General features: G+C 72.3%; 21 protein-coding genes. 6 read left to right on the top strand and 15 right to left on the bottom strand.

Annotation, left to right across the window (positions count from 1 at the left end; genetic code table 11):
• Positions 1–7: 7 nt before the first annotated feature.
• Positions 8–529 carry a histidine phosphatase family protein gene (locus tag NMQ01_RS04570; RefSeq protein WP_255185686.1) on the bottom strand — a complete coding sequence of 174 codons (522 nt, stop codon included), beginning with the start codon at positions 527–529 and terminating at the stop codon, positions 8–10.
• Positions 530–672: 143 nt separating this feature from the next.
• Between NMQ01_RS04570 and NMQ01_RS04565 the strand changes: the two genes are divergently transcribed.
• Complete coding sequence (locus tag NMQ01_RS04565; protein WP_255185685.1) at positions 673–2070, top strand: PQQ-binding-like beta-propeller repeat protein; 1398 nt, start codon at positions 673–675, stop codon at positions 2068–2070.
• A gap of 115 nt (positions 2071–2185) precedes the next feature.
• The gene (locus tag NMQ01_RS04560; protein ID WP_255185684.1) at positions 2186–2725 is read left to right on the top strand and encodes a hypothetical protein; all 540 of its coding nucleotides are present in this window, start codon (positions 2186–2188) and stop codon (positions 2723–2725) included.
• Between the two features lie 115 nt (positions 2726–2840).
• Here the strand turns inward: NMQ01_RS04560 and NMQ01_RS04555 are convergent, their stop codons facing one another.
• Genes NMQ01_RS04555 through NMQ01_RS04540 form a run of 4 tightly spaced genes read right to left on the bottom strand, consistent with a single transcriptional unit; the run spans position 2841 to position 5997 of the window.
• Positions 2841–3758, bottom strand: coding sequence for a 2-hydroxyacid dehydrogenase (locus NMQ01_RS04555; RefSeq protein ID WP_369694847.1), 918 nt, complete (start codon positions 3756–3758; stop codon positions 2841–2843).
• A 24-nt stretch (positions 3759–3782) separates the two neighbouring features.
• Positions 3783–4544 (bottom strand): hypothetical protein, encoded by a 762-nt coding sequence (locus tag NMQ01_RS04550; RefSeq protein ID WP_255185682.1) that lies wholly within the window; start codon positions 4542–4544, stop codon positions 3783–3785.
• A complete protein-coding gene (locus NMQ01_RS04545; RefSeq protein WP_255185681.1) occupies positions 4541–5002 on the bottom strand; it encodes a hypothetical protein in 462 nt (153 codons plus the stop codon). Before NMQ01_RS04545 ends, NMQ01_RS04550 begins: the two co-directional genes overlap by 4 nt.
• Positions 4999–5997 carry a WXG100 family type VII secretion target gene (locus tag NMQ01_RS04540; RefSeq protein WP_255185680.1) on the bottom strand — a complete coding sequence of 333 codons (999 nt, stop codon included), beginning with the start codon at positions 5995–5997 and terminating at the stop codon, positions 4999–5001. Before NMQ01_RS04540 ends, NMQ01_RS04545 begins: the two co-directional genes overlap by 4 nt.
• 102 nt (positions 5998–6099) lie before the next feature.
• On the opposite strand from NMQ01_RS04540, the gene NMQ01_RS04535 reads away from it, so the two are divergent.
• Complete coding sequence (locus tag NMQ01_RS04535) at positions 6100–6603, top strand: hypothetical protein (RefSeq protein WP_255185679.1); 504 nt, start codon at positions 6100–6102, stop codon at positions 6601–6603.
• A gap of 77 nt (positions 6604–6680) precedes the next feature.
• On the opposite strand, the gene gatB is transcribed toward NMQ01_RS04535, so the two are convergent.
• From gatB to NMQ01_RS04505, 6 genes are all read right to left on the bottom strand, one after another.
• Positions 6681–8255, bottom strand: a complete 1575-nt coding sequence (gatB, locus tag NMQ01_RS04530; protein WP_255185678.1) for an Asp-tRNA(Asn)/Glu-tRNA(Gln) amidotransferase subunit GatB — start codon at positions 8253–8255, stop codon at positions 6681–6683.
• A 3-nt stretch (positions 8256–8258) separates the two neighbouring features.
• Complete coding sequence (gene gatA / locus NMQ01_RS04525; protein ID WP_255185677.1) at positions 8259–9773, bottom strand: Asp-tRNA(Asn)/Glu-tRNA(Gln) amidotransferase subunit GatA; 1515 nt, start codon at positions 9771–9773, stop codon at positions 8259–8261.
• Between the two features lie 15 nt (positions 9774–9788).
• The gene (gatC, locus tag NMQ01_RS04520) at positions 9789–10085 is read right to left on the bottom strand and encodes an Asp-tRNA(Asn)/Glu-tRNA(Gln) amidotransferase subunit GatC (protein WP_255185676.1); all 297 of its coding nucleotides are present in this window, start codon (positions 10083–10085) and stop codon (positions 9789–9791) included.
• 117 nt (positions 10086–10202) lie between these two features.
• The gene (locus NMQ01_RS04515; protein ID WP_255185675.1) at positions 10203–11150 is read right to left on the bottom strand and encodes a DUF559 domain-containing protein; all 948 of its coding nucleotides are present in this window, start codon (positions 11148–11150) and stop codon (positions 10203–10205) included.
• A gap of 231 nt (positions 11151–11381) precedes the next feature.
• The gene (locus tag NMQ01_RS04510) at positions 11382–12173 is read right to left on the bottom strand and encodes a carbon-nitrogen hydrolase family protein (RefSeq protein WP_255186322.1); all 792 of its coding nucleotides are present in this window, start codon (positions 12171–12173) and stop codon (positions 11382–11384) included.
• Positions 12174–12190: 17 nt separating this feature from the next.
• On the bottom strand, positions 12191–12730 hold the full coding sequence (locus NMQ01_RS04505) for a type II toxin-antitoxin system RatA family toxin (protein ID WP_255185674.1): 540 nt from the start codon (positions 12728–12730) through the stop codon (positions 12191–12193).
• A gap of 23 nt (positions 12731–12753) precedes the next feature.
• Between NMQ01_RS04505 and NMQ01_RS04500 the strand changes: the two genes are divergently transcribed.
• Genes NMQ01_RS04500 through tpx form a run of 3 tightly spaced genes read left to right on the top strand, consistent with a single transcriptional unit; the run spans position 12754 to position 14535 of the window.
• A complete protein-coding gene (locus NMQ01_RS04500) occupies positions 12754–13197 on the top strand; it encodes an HIT family protein (protein WP_255185673.1) in 444 nt (147 codons plus the stop codon).
• A complete protein-coding gene (locus NMQ01_RS04495; RefSeq protein ID WP_255185672.1) occupies positions 13194–13985 on the top strand; it encodes a hypothetical protein in 792 nt (263 codons plus the stop codon). The genes NMQ01_RS04500 and NMQ01_RS04495 overlap by 4 nt, the downstream gene beginning before the upstream one ends.
• Before the next feature lie 55 nt (positions 13986–14040).
• A complete protein-coding gene (tpx, locus tag NMQ01_RS04490; RefSeq protein WP_255185671.1) occupies positions 14041–14535 on the top strand; it encodes a thiol peroxidase in 495 nt (164 codons plus the stop codon).
• Between the two features lie 52 nt (positions 14536–14587).
• On the opposite strand, the gene NMQ01_RS04485 is transcribed toward tpx, so the two are convergent.
• The 4 genes from NMQ01_RS04485 to ligA form a co-directional block, all read right to left on the bottom strand.
• Positions 14588–15661, bottom strand: a complete 1074-nt coding sequence (locus NMQ01_RS04485) for a class I SAM-dependent methyltransferase (RefSeq protein WP_255185670.1) — start codon at positions 15659–15661, stop codon at positions 14588–14590.
• A complete protein-coding gene (locus tag NMQ01_RS04480) occupies positions 15661–17463 on the bottom strand; it encodes a DEAD/DEAH box helicase (protein WP_255185669.1) in 1803 nt (600 codons plus the stop codon). Before NMQ01_RS04480 ends, NMQ01_RS04485 begins: the two co-directional genes overlap by 1 nt.
• A gap of 131 nt (positions 17464–17594) precedes the next feature.
• A complete protein-coding gene (locus tag NMQ01_RS04475) occupies positions 17595–18068 on the bottom strand; it encodes a DUF664 domain-containing protein (protein WP_255185668.1) in 474 nt (157 codons plus the stop codon).
• The gene (gene ligA / locus NMQ01_RS04470) at positions 18065–20275 is read right to left on the bottom strand and encodes an NAD-dependent DNA ligase LigA (protein WP_255185667.1); all 2211 of its coding nucleotides are present in this window, start codon (positions 20273–20275) and stop codon (positions 18065–18067) included. Before ligA ends, NMQ01_RS04475 begins: the two co-directional genes overlap by 4 nt.
• Positions 20276–20351: the final 76 nt, after the last annotated feature.

Genomic DNA, 20351 nt, shown 5'->3' with positions numbered 1-20351 from the left:
GCGTCGGTCAGGGGGTGCGGAAGTCGTCGAGGGCCGCCGCGCCGAAGGCGAGGTCCTCCCAGTGCCCGGAGAAGCGCAGGACCGCGGCCGCGCCGGGCGGGAACCCGTCGCTGAGCCGGTCGTGCGCCTCCTCGCTGCCCTCGCCGTCGGCGAGCAGGCTGGCCGCCGCTGGCAGACCGGGAGCGTGCCCGATGACGAGCAGCACGCTCGCGTCGTTGGTCGAGCCGCGGATCACCGACAGCACGTCGTCGGCATCGCCGTTGTAGAGCCGGTGCTCGATCTGCACCTCCGCCTCGGGGCATCCCGCGGCCGCGAGCTCCTGCATCGTCTCGCGGGTCCGCAGGGAGGGCGAGCACATGACCTCGTCGCACCCCAGCCCCTGCTCGCGCAGCCACCGGCCGAGGTCCTGGGCCTGGTCCCGACCGAGGTCGGAGAGCGGCCGCTCGCGATCGTCCTGGCCGGCGCGGCCCGGCTCCGGGTCCGCATGCCGCAGCAGGATCAGGGTCCGGTCCTCTGCTGACGTCGTCATGATCCGAGTGTGGCCCGGAGCACACGAGCGCGCCACTCCTTGACAGCCGGGCCGCAGGTGTGGCGCCGGGTGGTCGCACCCGGGCGCCGCGGCGCGGCGCGGCGCCCGGGAAGCGCGCGGCAGCAGACCTAGACTCGGGCACCATGAAGCGCGCTGCCCTCGACCGTCTCGAGCGGCACGCCCTCCTCGGCGGCATCGGCGTCGCGATCCTCGGCGCGGCACTGCTCGTCGCGGCCGTCGCCGCCCAGCTCGGCCCGGCGCCCTATGTCGCCGGTGCGGTCCTGCTGGCCACCGGTCTGTGCCTCGTGCTGGTGCGGCTGGTCCGCCACCGCACGGCCCTGCTCGCCTCCTGCGTCGCCGTCGCCCTCGTCGTCGGGGCCGGGGCCTGGCTCGGTCTGCACGGGCTGCCGGGCGAGCCCGACCACTGGGAGGACACGACCACCGGCAACCGGCACCTCGCCGAGGGGACCTTCCGTGACGGCAACGTCCTCTTCAACGACGGGACCGCCCAGGAGGTGAGTACCGGCACCGTGCTCTGGCGGGTGCCCAAGGGCAGCCGGGTGCTCACGACGACGGACGAGGTCGTCATCCTCAGCGAGCCCACCGATGACCCGGACCAGCCGCGGGTCATCGCCCGCAAGCTCGACTCCGGCCACCAGGTCTGGTGGGCCGAGGTGGGGGCCAAGGTCGCGGCGGTCGCGGACTTCGAGGGTGTCCTCGTCGTCACCTCGCGCCGCGGCACGACCGGCCTCGACCTCGCCTCCGGCGTGGAGGTGTGGACCACCCCACGGGTGGGCGGCACCGAGTGCCGACATGGTGCACCCCGCCGGATCAGCGGGGCCGACCTCGAGCAACGGGCCGTCTTCCTCCCTTCGTCCCTGCGGGGGTCGACGACCGTCGACGCCGTGCGGGTCAGCGACGGCACCGCCATCGCCCGCGACCTCGGCTGCGCCGACGCGGGCCGGGTCATCGACTCCACGATCGTCCAGCACGGGACCGACCGGCTCATCGGCCGCTCGGCCCTCACCGGCGAGGTCACGTGGGAGCGGCCCGACACCGGCAGCCTGCGCGAGGTGCAGCTCGCCGATGCCGGCGGGGTCATCTACGTGGCCGAGGAGAGCAAGGGTCGCATCGAGGCCTACCGCACGCTCAACCTGCACACCGGGGACGAGGGCCGCTCGGCGCCGCCGGCCGGCTGGACCGTCGACCGCGACACCATCGGTCGCCAGCGCGCCGACGTGCTCTGGCAGCCGGTGCACGCGCCCGGCCGGGCCGGCCTGTGGCAGGTGGGCACGAGCCGGGTCGTCACCGTGCCCGGCACCGAGCGCATCGACGTCGCCGAGGCCGACACGAGCGGCTGGGCCGCCGTCGTCGGCGAGACGACCGATGCCGTCGGCACGCGTATCCCCTCGACGTGGGCGGTCTCGCCCGCGGGCACCGTCCACGGGCCCTTCGACGGGGTCGGCGCGGGCCCAGAGGGCGACTCGAGCATCGCCGAGGGCGTGCTGCGGGTCGGCACCCGGGTCTACCCGCTGGACTGAAGAGTAAGCAATCAGTCAGGTTTTCGTTGCGGCGCAACCGAACCCGCGCCGAGGACGTCTCCCCTGCCGACACACCGAGCAAGGGGCTCGGTGGATGACATCAGGGAGACACACCATGCAGCTCACGCGCACCGCCGCCACCGTCCTGTCCGCCACCGCCGTCGCCGCCGGCCTGGCCGCAGCGGCCACCCCGGCCCAGGCCCAGACCTCCGAGCTCGCCAACTCGACCTACAGCGAGGCAGTCGTCGTGGGGTCGATCGACGGCTTCAGGGGCAACCGCCACCAGTTCGCCCTCAGCACCACCTACGGCAACATCGACAGCGGCAGCAAGATCCGCTCGTGGTACTGCCCCAGCGGTGCGAGCATCACGCCGACCTGGGCCTCGTCGCGCTGCGACCTCCGCTCGACATACAAGCTGGTCAACTTCGTCGAGGAGGGGTATCCGTATGACATCGGCACGGTGAGCTCGACGGGCCGGTCGGCCCAGCAGATCGGCGAAGTGCGCGGCAAGAGCGTCAACTCCACGGCGCAGCGCGACCTGTGGGTCGAGCTGTCGATCTTCGCGCACGAGGGCGACCCCTACGAGCTGCGGGGCACCGTCGGCGACCGCTCGCTGCAGTCCTCGCCGCGCTACGCCTGGTTCGTCAAGGGCTGACCCACGAGGCGGCCGACCCACGACTCGCCCCCGGTGCGCCTGCGTGCCGGGGACGACGTTTGCTCAACCCGGCGCGCACGGCGCCGAGGTCATGCGGCGGGCGTCGTGCGGCGGATCAGCCCGCGTGGACGATGTTGATCGGGGCCTCGCCAGCACCGAGCGCGGCGAGCTGACGGCGCAGCATGGCGACCGCCCGGGGGCGGAAGGCCTCGGTGACACCGCCGACGTGGGGACTGATGATGACGCCCGGCGCGCTCCACAGCGGGTGGCCGTCGGGCAGCGGCTCGGGGTCGGTGACGTCCAGCGCGAAGCGCAACCGGCCCGCGTGGCGCAGGGCCGCCTCGGTGTCGAGCGCCGGCCCGCGGCCGACGTTGACGACGAGCGTGCCGTCGGGCAGGGAGGACAGCAGCTCCTCGCCGAGGATGTGGTGCGTCGCGTCGGAGCCGGGCAGGACCGAGACGATGATGTCGTGCTGCGGTGCGAGAGAGGCGAGCTCGTCGACCCCGTGCACCGCCTCGACGAGGTCGTCCCCGGCGCGCGCCCGCGAGGCCACCGCCGTGACCGACGCCTCGAAGGGCATGAGTCGCTCGACGATCGCCCGACCCACCGAGCCGTAGCCGAGGAGCAGCACCCGCTTGTCGGCCAGGCCCGGGCGCACGTGGCGGGAGGTCCACTCCCCCTGCGCCTGGGCGCGCGCGAAGTCGTCGAACCCACGCTGCGAGGCGAGGACGAGGGTCAGGGCGAGCTCTGCGGTGGCCGCGTCGTGGACCCCCTTCGCGTTGGCGAGGGAGACGCCCTGCGGCAGGACCGGCAGCATGTTGTCGAAGCCGGCCGACAGCAGCTGCACGAGCCGCACCGACGGCTGCTCGGCCACGACGGCGACGCCCGCGGGCTTGGTCATGTAGGGCGCGATGTAGACGTCCACCGGCTCCTGCGGCGGAGCCTCCTGCGGGTCCCAGACGACGGAGTTCACGCCGTCGACCGGACCCACCGCGTCGCGCCAGCTGCTGTCGGGGAAGGAGACGGTGACCATGCGCGCCATGTTAGGTGGCGCAGGTCACGCAGGCGGCGGCGTCCGACCCGTGACCAGCCCGGGACGCATCGCCTCGACGAGCCGGACGAGAACGGACACGGGGCTGACCTCTCGGATCTCGAGCGCGTCACCGCCCACGGCGTCGATCGCGAGCACCCCGTTGCGCAGCACGACGACGTCGAGACCGTCCTCGACGAGTTCCCCGTCGGGGAGGCGGCCGGTCACCCGCACCCGCCAGTGGCGCCACGACTCCTGCTGCAGCAGCATCGCGATCTGCCCGGCGGTCGCGTCTGCGGGCAGTGCCACCTCGGAGTCGCGCCAGAGCAGGGCGGTCACCTGGGACGAAGGGAGGGCCACGGCCTCGCCGAGCCCGAGGCCGCGCCGGGCACCCACCTGCATCATCTCGAGCAGGGAGATCGGCAGGAGCGTCGCGAGCACGGGGAGCACCTGGCGCTCCTGTTCCGGCACCTCGGCCCCGCCGCCGTCCCAGCGGCCGGGCTGTGTGTCGAGCAGGAGCAGTCCCCGAGCGCCGTCGGAGCTCGCCGAGGCCCCGACCGCCACGCCGTCGCTGCTGCGACCGACCATGTCGATGCCGAGGGTGGCCTCGATGTGGGCGCGCAGGCTCCAGTGGACCTCGCTGGTCACGGGCGAGGACTGATCGGCGCCGAGCAGCGCCGCGAAGGCCTCGGGGTCGGGAGCCGCCGCGGTGTCGACGAGCGCGACCCAGCCGTCGTCGTCGACGAGCAGGCGGCCGTCGTCGAAGCGCACCCCGGTCGTGCCGCTCATGCCTGCGCCTCCCTGTCGACGCGCAGACCGGCGGCGACCTCGCGCACGGCGTCCACGACATCGGGCAGGGCCAGGACCGGCACCGTCACGCTCGTGGTGATCACGCGGTCGCCTTGCCGGAGGGTCACCTGGTGGAGCACGACGCCCACCTCGGCGACCCGGTGGTGGACCCAGCGCACGAGACTCGCGTCGGACTGCGTCTCGTCGACGAGGTGCGCATCGGTGAGCATGGCGCCCATCGCCTGCCACGTCTGCTCGGCGAGCGTCGCCCACGGGGTGTCCGCGGGGACCTGGTCCTGGGTGACGACGACGTTGCTGCGGAAGGCGACCGGCTCGAAGGGGGCGCCCCACGCCGCGACGACGTCGTCGACGTCGTCGCTGAGGTCCTCCCAGGTTGCCGGGACGAGCAGGCTCGCCCCGATCGACGGGATGTCGCGTCGCTGCAGCTCGTCGGTCACCACAGGCCCAACTTATCGCCGACCCACGAGGCGCCGTCGGCCGCGGCGCTGCCGATGGCCGAGCCGAGCTCGCTGCCCGCGACACCACCGATGATGCCTCCGGCGACGCCACCGATGGCGGCTCCGACCGGGCCGCCGATGAGTCCACCGACGATGGCTCCCCCCTTCGCCCCAGCCATGGCCATGCCCAGCGTGGTGCCGCCGGACACCAGGCCGTTGGTCACCGCCCGGGTGCCGCGCTCGGCGTCACCGATCGACGGGTCGCCCATGTCCTCGGCCCACTGCCCGAACCCACCGATGAGACCGGACAGGCCCGCACCGACCGGGCCGGAGACCTTGGCGAACTTGCTCCACCGGGCGAAGCCGGCGACGTTGCGGGCCGCCTGCGATCCCCCCTTCGGGATCCAGCTGGAGTCCTTGCCGAAGAGCGAGGCGCGCTGCATCCACGGGAGCTTGGAAAAGGGGCTGCCGGGCTTGTGCCCGAGGAAGCCGTATCGGCCGTTGGGCAGGCGGCCACGGGGGTTGAACTGGCCGTACTTCCACATACCGACGCCGGCGAGGATGCCACCGAGGTCGCCGAGTCGGTCGAGCCCGAAGCCGAGGTGGTCGAGGATGTTGCCGACGTCGTCCCACATCGTGTTGGCCGAGCCGGGACCGCCCGGGCCAGCCGGCAGGCCACCGGGGCCGGCGTGGAGCCCACCGCCGGGACCACCGCCGATCCCCCTGCCCTGCGAGGTCGTGTCCTGCGAGTCGGCCTGCTCGATGAGCTGGTCGGCGAAGCTCGACAGGCGCGCAGACGCTGACTCCAGCGCTGGCTGGGCCCGCGCCCAGCTCGTGGCGAAGGCCTCGAGGTCCGGCCCCTCCCACGCGCCCTGCAACGTGGTCAGCCCGGCCGTGCCCGCCTCGCCGACCTCTGCGGCGCGACGCGCCTCGCGGCGCAGCTGGCCACCGATCTGCCGGACCCGGACCGGGTCCATCCCGTGCGTGACGGTCATGCGCTCTCCTTCTGCGATCGTCCCGGACCACGCTAGCCATCGGGACCGTCCACGACGATGGGGAGCACTCCCCGCCGACGGCACGTCGCCTACCCTGTGGCCATGTCGCGCACCCCGGACCCGGACGAGACCCTCGCCGCCTGGCGCGCGACGATCGCCGCAGGGGACGCGGTCGTCATCCGGCAGAGCCGCGCCCAGGCCGTCGGCTACCTCCTGCTCGTCGTCGGGCTCACCGCCGTCTGCGTCTGGGTCCTCCTCCGTGGCGACGGCTGGTGGCTGCGCACGGCGCTCATGTGGGCCGGGGTCCTCCTCTTCGGGGTCCTCGGCATCCCTGTCCTCGCGCGGCAGGTCGTCAGAGGCGAGCAGCCCGTCGTCCGGGTCACGGCCACGACGGTCAGCGTCGGGGACGAGACGCTGCCGCTGTCGCAGATCACCTGGGTGCGTCGGCACGACGGCACGTACGGCGAGGTGGCTGCCGACCGATCGGGTGGGGTGAGCGTCTTCCGCGGCGAGGAGCACGTCCTCGAGATCCCGCTGCCGCCGTCGGTTCCCACCGGGGCGGTCGAGCGCCTCCTGCTGCCGGACGGACAGCCGCGCGGGGGCTGACCGCTCCACGGCCGGCTCCACGACGAAGGGGGCGGTGCCGGGTCGACCCGGCACCGCCCCCCTTCGTGCTGCCTGCGTCAGGCGCCGAGCTTGGCGAGGATGAGCTCGCGGGCCTTGCCGGCGTCGGCCTGGCCCTTCATCTCCTTCATCACCTGACCGATGAGCGCACCCGCGGCCTGGACCTTGCCGCCGCGGATCTTGTCGGCGACGTCGGGGTTGGCCTCGATGACCTTGTCGATCGCTGCCTCGAGCGCACCGTCGTCCTGGACGAGCTCGAGCCCGCGGGCATCGGCGACGGCGGTCGGGGTGCCCTCGCCGTCGAGGACACCCTCGAGGACCTGACGGGCCATCTTGTCGTTGAGGCGACCGGAGCCGACGAGCGACTCGAGCTCGGCGACGTGCTCGGGCGTCACACCCGTCTGCTCGGCATAGGTCGCGAGGTCGACACCCTCGGTGTTGGCGCGACGCGAGGGCTCGCCGAGCCACCACTTGCGGGCAGCCTGCGGCTTGGCGCCGGCCGCGACGGTGGCCTCGATGAGCTCGGTGGCACCGGCGTTGAGCACGTCACGCATCTCGAGGTCGGAGTAGCCCCACTCCCCCTGCAGCCGCTTGCGGCGCTGCGCCGGCGGCTCGGGCAGGGTGGCGCGCAGCTCCTCGACCCACTCACGGCTCGGGGCGACCGGCACGAGGTCGGGCTCGGGGAAGTAGCGGTAGTCCTCGGCGTCGGACTTCTCGCGGCCGCTCGTCGTCACGCCGGTGTCCTCGTGCCAGTGGCGCGTCTCCTGCAGGATCGAGCCGCCCTCGGTGAGCACGGCCGCGTGGCGGCAGACCTCGTAGCGGACCGCGCGCTCCACGGAGCGAAGGGAGTTGACGTTCTTGGTCTCGGTACGGGTGCCGAGCGGGACGTCGAGCTGGGCCTGGTTGGAGGGATCAGCCGGGTCGCCCGCCTTCGGGCGAAGCGAGAGGTTGACGTCGCAGCGCATCGAGCCCTGCTCCATCTTCACGTCGGAGACGTCGAGGGCGCGCAGCAGATCGCGCAGCGCGGCGACATAGGCCTTCGCCACCTCGGGAGCCCGCTCGCCCGCGCCGACGATCGGGCGGGTGACGATCTCGATGAGCGGGATGCCGGCGCGGTTGAAGTCGACGAGCGAGTACTCGGCGCCCTGGATGCGACCGGTGGAGCCACCGATGTGCATGCTCTTGCCGGTGTCCTCCTCCATGTGGGCGCGCTCGATCTCGACCCTGAAGGTCTCCGTGCCCTCGCCCGAGGCGGCCGGGATCTCGACATCGAGGTAGCCGTCGAAGGCGATCGGCTCGTCGTACTGCGAGGTCTGGAAGTTCTTCGGCATGTCCGGGTAGAAGTAGTTCTTCCGGGCGAAGCGGCACCAGTCGGCGATCTGGCAGTTGAGCGCCAGGCCGATGCGGATCGCGGACTCGACACCGGTCGCGTTGACGACCGGCAGCGCGCCGGGCAGGCCGAGGCAGACCGGGCAGGTCTGGGTGTTGGGCTCGGCGCCGAAGACCGTGGCGCAGCCGCAGAACATCTTCGTCGCGGTGCCGAGCTCGACGTGCACCTCGAGACCCATGACGGGGTCGAAGGTGGCGAGGGCCTCGTCGTAGCCGAGGACCGCGTCGGTGGTGGTCGTCGCCATGTCTCAGGCTCCCTTCGTGATGGCCAGCTCGGGGGCCTGCTCGAGCAGGTGCCCACCCCAGGCGGAGACGAGGCGCTGCTCGAGGGCGGCGCCGACGGTGTAGAGGCGGTCGTCGGCCATGGCCGGCGCGAGGATCTGGAAGCCCGCGGGCAGGCCGTCCTCGGCGAGACCGCTCGGCAGGGACATGCCGGGCACGCCCGCGAGGTTGGCCGGGATCGTCGCGATGTCGCCGCGGTACATCGCCAGCGGGTCGTCGGACTTCTCGCCGAAGCGGAAGGCGGTCGTCGGGGCCGTCGGCGAGACGAGGACGTCAGCGGTCTCGAAGGCCCGCGCGAAGTCGTCGGCGATGAGGCGGCGGACCTTCTGCGCGCTGCCGTAGTAGGCGTCGTAGTAGCCCGACGAGAGGGCATAGGTGCCCAGGATGATGCGGCGCTTGACCTCGTCGCCGAAGCCGGCGTCGCGGCTCGCGGCCATGACCTGCTCGGCGCTCGGGGCGTCGACACCTGCGGGCCCGACCCGCAGGCCGTAGCGCATCGCGTCGAAGCGGGCGAGGTTGCTGCTCGCCTCGCTCGGCATGATCAGGTAGTAGGCGCCGAGCGCGTGGACGACGTTGGGCATCGAGACCTCGACGACCTCGGCACCCGCGTCGACGAGGTGCTGCACCGACTCGTCGAAGCGCGCCTGGACGAGCGGCGAGAAGCCCTCGCCGGTGAGCTCGCGGACGATGCCGATCTTCATCCCGGCGACGTCGGCACGCTGCGCGGCACCGACGACATCGGGCACCGGCTGGTCGACCGAGGTCGAGTCGAGCGGGTCGTGCCCGGCCATGACCTCGTGCAGCAGCGCCGTGTCGAGGACGGTGCGCGCGCAGGGGCCGGCCTGGTCGAGCGAGGAGGCCATCGCGATCAGGCCGTAGCGGGAGACGCCGCCGTAGGTCGGCTTGACGCCGACCGAGCCGGTGACGGCCGCGGGCTGGCGGATCGAGCCACCGGTGTCGGTGCCGGTCGCCAGAGGCGCCTGCCACGAGGCGACGACCGCGCTGGAGCCACCGCCGGAACCGCCGGGGATCCGCTCGAGGTCCCAGGGGTTGCGGGTCAGTCCGTAGGCCGAGTGCTCCGTCGAGGAGCCCATGGCGAACTCGTCCATGTTGGTCTTGCCGAGGATCGGCAGGCCGGCCGCCTTGAGCTTGCTGACGACGGTCGCGTCGTAGGGCGGGATCCATCCCTCGAGGATCTTCGAGCCGGCGGTCGTCGGGATGCCGGTCGTCGTCATGACGTCCTTGACGGCGATCGGGACACCGGCGAGGCGGTGGAGGCTCTCCCCCTTCGCCCTGCGCTCGTCGACGGCGCGGGCCTCGGCGAGGGCGGACTCGCCGGCGACGTGGAGGTAGGCGCCGACCTGCTCGTCGACACCCTCGATGCGGTCGAGGTGGGCGCGGGTGATCTGCTCGGAGGAGAGGTCACCGGAGGCCAGCGCGTCGGCGAGCGCGGCAGCGGTCATGCGGGTGGGGTCGCTCACGTGGGGTCCTTCGGCTCAGTCTTCGGTGAGGATGCGCGGCACGGCGAAGCGCTCGACCTCGGAGGCCGGCGCCATGGCCAGGGCCTCCTCGGGGGTCAGCGACGGGCGCACCTCGTCCGGGCGGGTGACGTTGACGATCGGCATCGGGTGGCTCATCGGCTCGACGCCCTCGATCGGAGCCTGCTGCACGGCCTCGACGGAGGAGATGATGGTCGCGAGCTCGCCGACCATGCGGTCGAGCTCGGCGTCGGAGAGGTCGATACGGGCCAACGAGGCCAGATGGGCCACGTCGTCGCGAGAGAGGTCAGCCATGCGGGACAGTCTAGGTTCCGGCGAAGGGGGCGGCGTCCCCGGTCGTCGCGGACCCAGAGGTGACCTCCGGGTACGACGACCACCTGCGTCGGAGGGGCCCGACTCTCCACCGGGATGTCAGGGCTCGCCGGGTCGGCGACCGGGACCTGGTCGTCGTACCCGCAGGTCACATTGCTCCATGGTGCGGATGACCACCGCCCGCACCCACTCGGGCCGGTACATCACCATCTCCCAGGTGAAGCGCAGCACCAACCATCCCTGCGCGATGAACCGGTCGTAGCGATAGCAGTCCTTCTCGAGGCCGTCGAGCTGGCCGTGCCACTCGAAGGAGTCCGCTTCCAGCACGAGACGCAGCTCCTCGTCCGCCAGGTCCACGGTGCCGACCTTGCCCTCGTCGTCATGGATCTCCACCTGTGGTCTGACCTGCAGACCGGGGATGTCCGACACGATCCAGCGCAGGACGGACTCGAAGGGATTGGCGGCCTCGGAGCTGGCCATGCCGATGACCGACTCGGCACGAGAGCGGTAGAGGTTGGGCAGACCTGCAGCAGCCAGCAGGAGCTCGTCCTGGGTCACCATGCCCTCGCGCAGCGCCGAGTCGACGATCGCGAGCGCCTCGTCCTGGGGTAGCTGACCGGCGCAGTCGAGCGCGGTCCGGACCCGGTCGGTGACCCAGCCGTCGTCGCGATCACCTGCGGGGACATCGCGGTACCGCACGTCAATGCGCCGGCGGACGCTCGCTGGAACGGCACGCCCGCGAGGCACGGCCACCTGTGGGCGGGTCGGATACCACTTCATCCGCCACCCCCAGCGAGCCGCCGCGGACTGCAGGACCGCCGTCCCAGACATCTGGTGAGCGGCCCGGCGCGCGGTCTGGGCCACGTCCTCGAGCGAGACGCGCTCCCCGATCGATGGCACGAAGGGGAGGGCGTAGCGGCCCCGGCTGTGCCGGACGACGCGCTGCCCGGCCAGGGCCCGACGCAGTGCACCCTCGGTGACATGGGTCAGCAGCTCTGCTCGCGTGGCAACTCCCCCGAGCTGTGTGATGACCTCCTCCGGCTGCATGCCTCGATCTTGCGGGCATCGGCCGCCCGCGTGCTCCCGCTTGTCCACAGCCCACGGTCAGACCTGCCCGCAGGCCGAGCGGAGTGACCTGCGGGTACGACGATCACCTCTGCGCAACACCTCCGAACAACCCCTGGAAGGTCAGGGGCCCCGGCACACTCATGTCGGCACCTGATCGTCGTACCCGCAGGCAACCCCGGGACGCAGGTCTGCGGGAGCGACGGGCGCTCGCTAGAGGACCGGGATGGTCTCGCGGGTGCGGGACACCGTCTCGTGGTCGACCTCGACGACGAGCAGGTCCTCCCCGCCACCGAGCCGCGCCCGCACCTCGCCGGTCGGGTCGGCGAGCGCGGAGCGACCGATGCCATAGGGGCCGCGCACCGACTCCGGGGTCCAGGCCTGCCCGACGGCGAGCAACCAGGCCTGCGCGTCGTGCGCGCGGGCCCGGGTGAGCAGGTCCCACTGGCTCGCCTTGCCGGGCCCGTCCCCCCACGAGGCGGGCAGCACAACGAGCTCGGCACCACGCCGACCCAGCTCGGTGAAGTGGCCGGCGAAGCGCACGTCGTAGCAGGTGGCCAGGCCGACGGACCAGCCGTCGACCTCGACGGTGCGCACCTCGTCGCCGGGCGCCACCGTGTCGGACTCACGGCTGCCGAAGGCGTCGTAGAGGTGGATCTTGCGATAGGTCGTCTCCTCGACGCCACCGCCGGTGACGAGCAGCGTGTTGTGCACCCGCGAGCGCTCCCTGCCCTCGGCGGTCGTGATCTCGTCGGCGGGGGTGAACATGCCGACGACGAGGGTCACGCCGTGCCGCGCAGCCACCTCGCGCACCCCGTCGGCAAAGCGCCCGTCGAGGGGCTCGGCGGCGGTGTCGAGCCGACCGGCGAAGGAGGCCATCGCCGCCTCGGGGTGGATGACGAGCCGGGCACCGGCGTCCGCGGCCCGGGCGGTCCACTCCCCGAGCGTGACGAGGTTGGCGGCCGGGTCACCGGTGGCGGACCACTGGCATCCGGCCAGACGCATGACGGACGAAGGGGAGGTCACGCTGCTCCCCCCTTCGAACTGGAGTCGGCCCCGGCACGACGGGCCATGTCCGCCCGGGCCGCGGCGAGCACCACCTCGTCACGGCACCCGGCCGCGAAGCCCTCGATGCGACGGGAGATCTCCCGGCCGAGGAGCCGCTGGCCGATGGCGTGGGCGATCCGCTGGAGCAGACGGGGACGCAGCCGCACGTCGTAGGTGTACTTCCAGACCGCGACCGCGCCGTCGCCGTCGGGCTGGAAGCGCCACCCGCCGCCGAAGCGCTCGAAGAACCACGGGCCGCTGACCATCGTCATGCCCACGGAGGTCGGCGGGCGCCACGAGACGTACTCGCTGACCATCGACGGCGACAGCGGTCCGAGGAAGGAGGTCCGGGTGAAGGTGCGCACCCCCACGCCCGGCTCGCTCGCCCCGTCGAGGAAGTGCTGCTCGCGGATGAAGGGGTCCCATCGCCTGCGGACCGACCCCGTCGTCTGCGACACGGCGTAGGCGAGCTCCGGCGGGACCGGCACGTGCACATCTGCGCTGACCTGCGGCATGCCTCCACCTTAGGGTGGGCGGCATGGCGACTCTCTTCACGAAGATCATCGAGGGTGAGATCCCCGGACGGTTCGTGTGGTCCGACGAGACCTGCGTGGCCTTCCTGACGATCGAGCCGCTGACCGACGGCCACGCGATGATCGTGCCGCGCGCCGAGATCGAGCAGTGGACCGACGCGGACGAGCAGACCTGGGCGCACCTGCAGCGCGTGGCCGGCATCGTCGGTCGGGCCCAGCAAGCCGAGTGGGAGGCGCCGCGGGTCGGCATGCTCCTCGAGGGCTTCCTGGTGCCGCACCTGCACATCCACACCTGGCCGGCCTTCTCCCCCGAAGACTTCGACCCGCACGCCCCGATGCGCGACGTCAGCGACGAGCGCTTCGAGGCCGCCGCCGAGCGGCTGCGCGCGCGCCTGCGCGCCGACGGTCACGGCGAGCACGTCCCCGGCCCGGGGGCACTGCCCGCATGACGTCCCGCCTGAGCAAGCTGCTCACCTTCCTCGCCGCGATCGCCGCCTTCGGCTTCGCGGGGGTCGGTGGGGTGTGGCTCCTCCTCTCCTCCGGCGACGTCTGGCCCGCGCTCTTCTGGGGCGTCCTCTGGGGCACCGTCGTCACCGTCACCCTCGTCGCCTTCATCGGCTTCCTCCGCGAGACCAACCCCGACGGGATCGCCGGCGACCACGTCGTCGTGGCGCCGCCGACCACACCCCTGCCCCCGGCGACCGACAAGAGCGCCCCGTGGCCCTACGAGTGGCTGGCACCGGCGCTCGCCACGGCCTTCGAGGGCACGCCCTACGTCGTGCGCTCCAACGGCCACTCCGTGCTCGTGCACGCCGATCTGGCCGACGCGCGCTGGCAGCACCTGGCGACCCGACGCCACCTCGAGCACGCCTTCGTCGCCCGCTTCACCCCCACGGACAAGCCCGGGGTCGTCAAGCGCACCGACGAGTCGCGGCAGGTCGAGTCGCACGCCGGGGCCACCGGCCTCGGCGCCCAGATCGAGGTCCGCTCCGGCCGCGAGTTCACCCGCACCAGGCGGGTGGAGTACGGCCTCGGGCTCGACGGCTTCAAGAAGCAGGTCGACTACGACTTCTCCACCGCCGAGATCAACGTGCCGGTCAAGGAGATCATGCGACGCGCCGGCTGGCGCGAGGCGCTCGACTCCGAGACGAAGGGGGCGCTCGTCATGGGCGCGATGGGCCTGTCCGCGCTCCTGCTCGTCCCCCTCGCCCTGGGCATCAAGGCCCTCGTCGGCTGACCGCTCCGCAGACCGCATGTGGCCACGACCCCCTTCGGGGTGTAGGCATGGGGGCATGGCTACCACCGCATTCAAGGGCAACCCCGTCACCACCGTCGGCGAGCTGCCGGCCCCCGGCGCCGATGCGCCGTCCTTCGACCTCGTCGGCGACGGTCTGTCCGCGCTGACCACCGCCGACGTGCCCGGCCGCGTCGTCCTCAACATCTTCCCCAGCATCGACACCGGCGTCTGCGCCGCGAGCGTGCGCAAGTTCAACGAGCTCGCCGCGAGCCTCGACAACACGACGGTCGTCAACGTCAGCAAGGACCTCCCCTTCGCCCAGGCCCGCTTCTGCGGCGCGGAGGGCATCGACAAGGTCAAGGTCGGCTCCGCCTTCCGCTCCTCCTTCGGCGAGGACTTCGGCGTGACCATGGCCGACGGCCCGATGGCTGGCCTGCTCGCCCGCTCGGTCGTCGTCGTCGACGCCGACGGCAAGGTCCTGCACACCGAGCTCGTTCCCGAGATCACCCAGGAGCCGGACTACGACGCCGCGGTCAAGGCGCTCGGCTGACCCGACTCCACGAGAGCGAAGGGGGGTGCACCAGTCGGTGCACCCCCCTTCGTCATGCCCGCACGGTGCGGGTGACGAGATAGCTGCGGTCGCGGGCGAGGATCTCCGTCGGCCCCACCTCGCGCAGCCGCGGCAGGTAGGGCAGGTGCGAGTTGTAGACGAGGACGAGCTCGCCGCCGGGCCGCAGCACCCGCTTCGCGTCGGCGATCATCGCCAGCGTCGGGGTCGAGTCCTTCGCGGTCCCGACGTGGAAGGGGGGATTGCTCACGATCGTGGCGACGGACGCGTCGGCCAGGTCCGTGAGCCCGTCACCTCGGCGGACGTCGGCTGCCCCTGCGGTCGTCAGCTGCGCAGACGCGACCGCGGCCGCGGAGACGTCGATCGCGACGACGTCGTCGAAACGCCGGGCGAGCAAGGACGCGAGCACCCCTGTGCCGCAACCCAGGTCGACGACGGTGCCATCGGTGCCGGAGAGCCGGTCGAGCTGACCGAGGAGCAGCCGGGTGCCCGCGTCGACGCGCGTACCGGCGAAGGCCGCGCCGTGCGCGTGGATCGTGAGGTCGAGGTCGGCGTGGTGTCGCTGCCTCGGCCAGGCCTGCTCGACGGTGCGGGGGCCGGCGGCGTGCAGCACCCGTGACTTCTGCCGGCCGAGGCTGGCGTGCACCTGCTCGAAGCTCGCGCCGAGCACCTCGTTCATCGACGGCGTCATGTGCTTGACCCGACCACCGGCGACGAGGCGCACGTCGTCCGTGCCGAGCAACACTGCGGTGCGGGCGATCTCGTCGAGGGCGTCGAGCGACTTCGGCAGCCGCAGCACGACGAGCGCGGCGCCGGTGAGGGCCTCGGCGAGGTCCGGCACGACCTCGCCCCCGCCCGATGCACCGGCGAGCGCCTGCGCCACCTGCCGCTCGGCGACGAGCGAGTCGCTGTGCGCGACGACCTGCTCCCCTGCACCCGCCCAACCCTGCAAGACCCTAGGGTCCTGCAGAGTTGACGCCCCGGCCCGCTCGACGAGCGCCCTTGCGAGAGCGCCGGTCTCGTCACCGAGCACGACGACCCGCCCGGAGGGGACCTCACCCAGCTCGTCGAGGAGCAGCCGGTCCACCGGGTCGAGCTCGGCGACCATCAGTCGCGTCGGCCCTTGCGGTGCGGCTTCTTGTCGAAGGACTTCTTGCCGTAGGGCGGCTTGTCACGGCGCGGCCCGCCGCGACCGCCACCGCGCTCCTGCCACTCACGCAGCTCGATGAGCTGCCCCGAGATCCGCGTGCTGCGCAGCCGCTCGGCCGTGCCCTCGGGCAGGGTCGCCGGCAGCTCGACGATCGAGTGGTCACCCCGGATGTCGATGTGGCCGAAGTCCTCGCGACGCAGACCCCCTTCGTTGGCCAGGGCACCGACGATCTGCCGCGGCTCGACCTTGTGCCGGCGGCCGACGGCGATCCGGTAGGACCCCATGGGGCCCGAGGAGCCGCGCGGACCACGGTCACCGCGGCGCCCCCCTTCGCCCTCACGGTCACGTCGGGGAGCACGGTCGTCGCGCTCGCGACGGGGCGGGCGCACCGGGTCGGGGTCGAGGAGCATCGGCTCGTCGCCCTGCAGGACGATCGCCAGCGCGGCCGCGACATCGCCCTCGGGCACGTCGTGCTCACGCACGTAGTGGCCGACGACGTCGCGGAAGGTCGCCAGGTCGGGCGAGGAGAGGGCCGCGGTGATCCGGTCGTCGAGCTTGCCCAGCCGACTGGCGTTGATGTCCTCGACGCTCGGCATCGACATCTCGGTCAGCGTCGTGCGCGTGGCCTTCTCGATCGCCTTGAGCAGGTGCCGCTCGCGGGGGGTGACGAAGGAGATCGCGTCGCCGGAGCGGCCGGCGCGACCGGTGCGGCCGATGCGGTGGACGTAGGACTCGGTGTCCGTGGGGATGTCGTAGTTGACGACGTGGCTGATCCGCTCGACGTCGAGACCGCGGGCGGCGACGTCGGTCGCGACGAGGATGTCGAGCTTGCCCGACTTGAGCTGGCTGACCGTCCGCTCGCGCTGCGCCTGCGCGACGTCGCCGTTGATCGCGGCGGCGGAGAAGCCCCGCGCCCGCAGCCGCTCCGCGAGCATCTCGGTCTCGTTCTTCGTGCGGACGAAGACGATCATCGCCTCGAAGTTCTCCACCTCGAGGATGCGGGTGAGGGCCTCGACCTTCTGCGGGTAGGAGACGAAGAGGTGACGCTGGGTGATGTTGGGCGCCGTCGTCGTCTTGCGCTCGACGGTGATCTCGAGGGCGTCGGTGAGGTACTTCTTCGAGATCCGGCGGATCTGCGCGGGCATCGTCGCGCTGAAGAGGGCGACGTGCTTGTCCTCGGGCGTCGCGGACAGGATCGTCTCGACGTCCTCGGCGAAGCCCATCTTGAGCATCTCGTCGGCCTCGTCGAGCACGAGGAAGCGCAGCTGCGACAGGTCGAGCGTGCCCTTGTCGAGGTGGTCCATGATCCGCCCCGGCGTGCCGACGACGATGTGCACGCCGCGCCGCAGGGCGCTCAGCTGCACGCCGTAGCCCTGGCCGCCGTAGACCGGGAGCACGCGCACGCCGGGCATGCGGGCCGAGTACTTCTCGATCGCCTCGCAGACCTGCAGCGCGAGCTCGCGGGTCGGCGCGAGGATGAGCGCCTGTGGCGCCTTCTGCTTGGGGTCGAGGCGGCTGAGGACCGGCAGCGCGAAGGCCGCCGTCTTGCCGGTGCCGGTCTGCGCCAGGCCCACGACGTGGCGTCCCTCGAGCAGCGCCGGGATCGTCGCGGCCTGGATCGGCGAGGGCCGCTCGTAGCCGATGTCCCGCAGGGACCGCACGACCCGGTCGTCAAGGCCGAGGTCGGCGAAGGTCGGGCCCTCCGGCTCGGTCGTCTCGGTCGTCTCGGGCGCGTCAGGGGTCGTGCTCTCGGTGCTCACCCCCCGACCGTAGTGAGGTCGGGCCCCTGTGCGCCAACGGCGGGGTTGGCGAAGGGGGCCCCTTTCCCCTTCGTCGTCCGGCTCCAACCCTGCACGACCCTAGGGTTGTGCAGGGTGACCCGCTCCCGGGTTCAGCGGCCGAGCACGAGGTCGACGGTCAGGTCGACGTGGCCGAGGTGCTGGTAGAGCTCCTCGATGACGTGCAGGACGACGAAGCCCTGCGTCGTCGGCTCGGGGTCGCCCTCCTGCCAGCCGTCGGGGCCCCGCGGCGCCGCGCCGGCGTCGTAGTCGGCGAGGTCCTCGACCCAGCGCCGCCGCTGCGCGGCGACGAGCGCCTCGAGCTGGTCGATGCTGCCCGTCGCGGTGAACTCCGCGGCCCGGTCGCGATGGATCTCGCGACCGGCGATCGTCTCGCCACCCCAGCGCTCCATGACACCGCAGCAGTGGACGACGAGCGCGTAGACGCTGTTGGCCCCCTCGACGTCGGGCCGCCGGCAGAGCAGCTCGTCTCCCCCGGCGTCGGCGAGCTCGTCGGCCCGGGCGAGCAGCTTGGCCAGGGCGGTGTCGACGTACCACTGGGCGGTGGCCCGGTCGATGCCGCTCATCCGTCGGCGCCACCCGTGTCACCGGCGCGGTCGCCCCCTTCGCCATCACCGTCGGCGAAACGCGCCACGGCACCCGTCTCGAGCAGCTCGGTGAACTCCTCCTCGGTGAGGATCGGACGGCCGAGCTCGCGGGCCTTGGCCTCCTTGGTGCCGGCGTTGTCGCCGACGACGACCCAGTCGGTCTTCTTGCTCACCGAGCCCGAGGCCTTGCCGCCGCGCTCGAGGATCGCCTCCTTGGCGGAGTCGCGGGAGTAGCGCTCGAGCGAACCGGTGACGACGACGGTGACACCCTCGAGGGTCTGCCGGATCGACTCGTCGCGCTCGTCCTCCATGCGCACACCGTCGGCCGCCCACTGGTCGACGATGCCGCGGTGCCAGTCATTGCCCTCGCCGTCGAACCACTCACGCACCGAGGCCGCGATCGTCGGCCCGACGCCCTCGACGTCGGCCAGGGCCTCCTCGTCGGCTTCGCGGATCGCGGCCATCGAGCCGAAGTGCTGCGCCAGCGCCCGGGCCGCGGTCGGCCCGACGTGCCGGATCGACAGCGCGACGAGCACCCGCCACAGCGGCTGCTGCTTGGCCTGCTGGAGGTTGTCGACGAGCTTGGCGCCGTTGGCCGAGAGGACCCGACCGTCGTGGACGGCCTCCTCCGGGTCGGTCTTCTTGGCGGCCCGCGTGAAGAGCGGGACCCGCGCGACGTCCTGCGCCGTGAGGCCGAAGAGGCCTCCCTCGTCGGTGAGCACGCCCGAGTCGAGCAGCCCGACGGCGCCCTCCCAACCGAGCGCCTCGATGTCGAAGGCCCCACGCCCGGCGAGCGAGGAGAGCCGCTCGCGCAGCTGGCTCGGGCAGGTGCGCGAGTTGGGGCAGCGGATGTCCTTGTCGCCCTCCTTCTGCGGGGCGAGCTTCGTCCCGCAGGCCGGGCAGTGCGTCGGCATGACGAACTCCCGCTCGGTGCCGTCGCGCAGCTCGACGACCGGACCGAGGATCTCGGGGATGACGTCGCCCGCCTTGCGCAGCACGACGGTGTCGCCGATGAGCACGCCCTTGCGCTTCACCTCGTGGCCGTTGTGCAGGGTCGCCATCGAGACGGTCGAGCCGGCGACGGTCACCGGCTCCATGACGCCGAAGGGGGTGACCCGCCCCGTCCGCCCGACGTTGACCTGGATGTCGAGGAGCGTGGTGTTGACCTCCTCGGGCGGGTACTTCCACGCGATGGCCCAGCGCGGCGCCCGCGAGGTCGACCCGAGCCGGCGCTGCACGGCGATCTCGTCGACCTTGACGACCACGCCGTCGATCTCGTGGTCGTAGTCGTGGCGCTGCCGCTCGACGTCGGCGATGAAGTCGCGCACCTGGGTGATCGAGTCGAGCACGCGGTAGTGCGGCGAGGTCGGCAGCCCCCACGCGGCCATGAGCTCGTAGGCGTGGCTCTGGCTGTCGATGTCGAAGCCCTCGCGGCGCCCCATGCCGTGCACGAGCATGTGGAGCGAGCGGCGGGCCGTGACTCGGGGGTCCTTCTGCCGCAACGATCCCGCGGCGGAGTTGCGCGGGTTGGCGAAGGGGGGCTTGCCCGCCTCGACGAGGCCGGCGTTGAGCTCGGCGAAGTCCTCGAGCCGGAAGAAGACCTCCCCGCGGATCTCGACGAGGTCGGGCACGGGGTGCACGCTGTCGTCGAGCTGGGTCGGGATGCCCTCGATGGTGCGCACGTTGAGCGTGACGTCCTCGCCAGTGCGCCCGTCGCCGCGGGTCAGGGCCCGGGTGAGCTTGCCGCCCTCGTAGAGCAGGTTGATCGCGACGCCGTCGATCTTGAGCTCGCACAGGTAGTGGAAGCCGCTCACCTCGGTCTCGACGCGCTGCGCCCAGGCGAGCAGGTCGTCGCCCTCGAAGGCGTTGTCGAGGCTGAGCATCCGCTCGAGGTGGTCGACCGCGGTGAAGTCGGTGGAGAAGATCGCCCCGCCCACCTGCTGCGTCGGCGACTCGGGAGTGCGAAGGGAGGGGTGCGCCTCCTCGATCTCCTGCAGCCGACGGATGAGCCGGTCGTACTCGGCATCACTGATCGTCGGGGCGTCCCTGACGTGGTAGGCGAACTGCGCGGCCGTCGCCTGCTCGGCGAGGTCGGTCCACTCCTGACGCAGCTCGTCGGGCACGTCGGCGGGGGTCTCCGGCTGCGCGTGCGCTGCGGACTCGTCCGTCTCGGGGATCTCGCTCACCGGACCATCCTGCCGCACACCCCCGACACCTCTTCCCTCCACGCGGGAGACCGTGTTGGATGGGGCCACCCGAACC

The sequence above is a fragment of the Janibacter sp. CX7 genome, assembly GCF_024362365.1.
Taxonomy (GTDB): Bacteria; Actinomycetota; Actinomycetes; order Actinomycetales; family Dermatophilaceae; genus Janibacter.
The sequence above is the reverse complement of the archived record's forward strand: the minus strand, read 5'-3'. Positions and strand labels throughout refer to the sequence as shown.

Coding starts and splice junctions, on each gene's coding strand:
- NMQ01_RS04570 (WP_255185686.1), bottom strand. CDS start 529: ATGACGACGTCAGCAGAGGACCGGACCCTGATCCTGCTGCGGCATGCG.
- NMQ01_RS04565 (WP_255185685.1), top strand. CDS start 673: ATGAAGCGCGCTGCCCTCGACCGTCTCGAGCGGCACGCCCTCCTCGGC.
- NMQ01_RS04560 (WP_255185684.1), top strand. CDS start 2,186: ATGCAGCTCACGCGCACCGCCGCCACCGTCCTGTCCGCCACCGCCGTC.
- NMQ01_RS04555 (WP_369694847.1), bottom strand. CDS start 3,758: ATGGTCACCGTCTCCTTCCCCGACAGCAGCTGGCGCGACGCGGTGGGT.
- NMQ01_RS04550 (WP_255185682.1), bottom strand. CDS start 4,544: ATGAGCGGCACGACCGGGGTGCGCTTCGACGACGGCCGCCTGCTCGTC.
- NMQ01_RS04540 (WP_255185680.1), bottom strand. CDS start 5,997: ATGACCGTCACGCACGGGATGGACCCGGTCCGGGTCCGGCAGATCGGT.
- NMQ01_RS04535 (WP_255185679.1), top strand. CDS start 6,100: ATGTCGCGCACCCCGGACCCGGACGAGACCCTCGCCGCCTGGCGCGCG.
- gatB (WP_255185678.1), bottom strand. CDS start 8,255: ATGGCGACGACCACCACCGACGCGGTCCTCGGCTACGACGAGGCCCTC.
- gatC (WP_255185676.1), bottom strand. CDS start 10,085: ATGGCTGACCTCTCTCGCGACGACGTGGCCCATCTGGCCTCGTTGGCC.
- NMQ01_RS04515 (WP_255185675.1), bottom strand. CDS start 11,150: ATGCAGCCGGAGGAGGTCATCACACAGCTCGGGGGAGTTGCCACGCGA.
- NMQ01_RS04510 (WP_255186322.1), bottom strand. CDS start 12,173: ATGCGTCTGGCCGGATGCCAGTGGTCCGCCACCGGTGACCCGGCCGCC.
- NMQ01_RS04505 (WP_255185674.1), bottom strand. CDS start 12,730: ATGCCGCAGGTCAGCGCAGATGTGCACGTGCCGGTCCCGCCGGAGCTC.
- NMQ01_RS04500 (WP_255185673.1), top strand. CDS start 12,754: ATGGCGACTCTCTTCACGAAGATCATCGAGGGTGAGATCCCCGGACGG.
- NMQ01_RS04495 (WP_255185672.1), top strand. CDS start 13,194: ATGACGTCCCGCCTGAGCAAGCTGCTCACCTTCCTCGCCGCGATCGCC.
- tpx (WP_255185671.1), top strand. CDS start 14,041: ATGGCTACCACCGCATTCAAGGGCAACCCCGTCACCACCGTCGGCGAG.
- NMQ01_RS04485 (WP_255185670.1), bottom strand. CDS start 15,661: ATGGTCGCCGAGCTCGACCCGGTGGACCGGCTGCTCCTCGACGAGCTG.
- NMQ01_RS04475 (WP_255185668.1), bottom strand. CDS start 18,068: ATGAGCGGCATCGACCGGGCCACCGCCCAGTGGTACGTCGACACCGCC.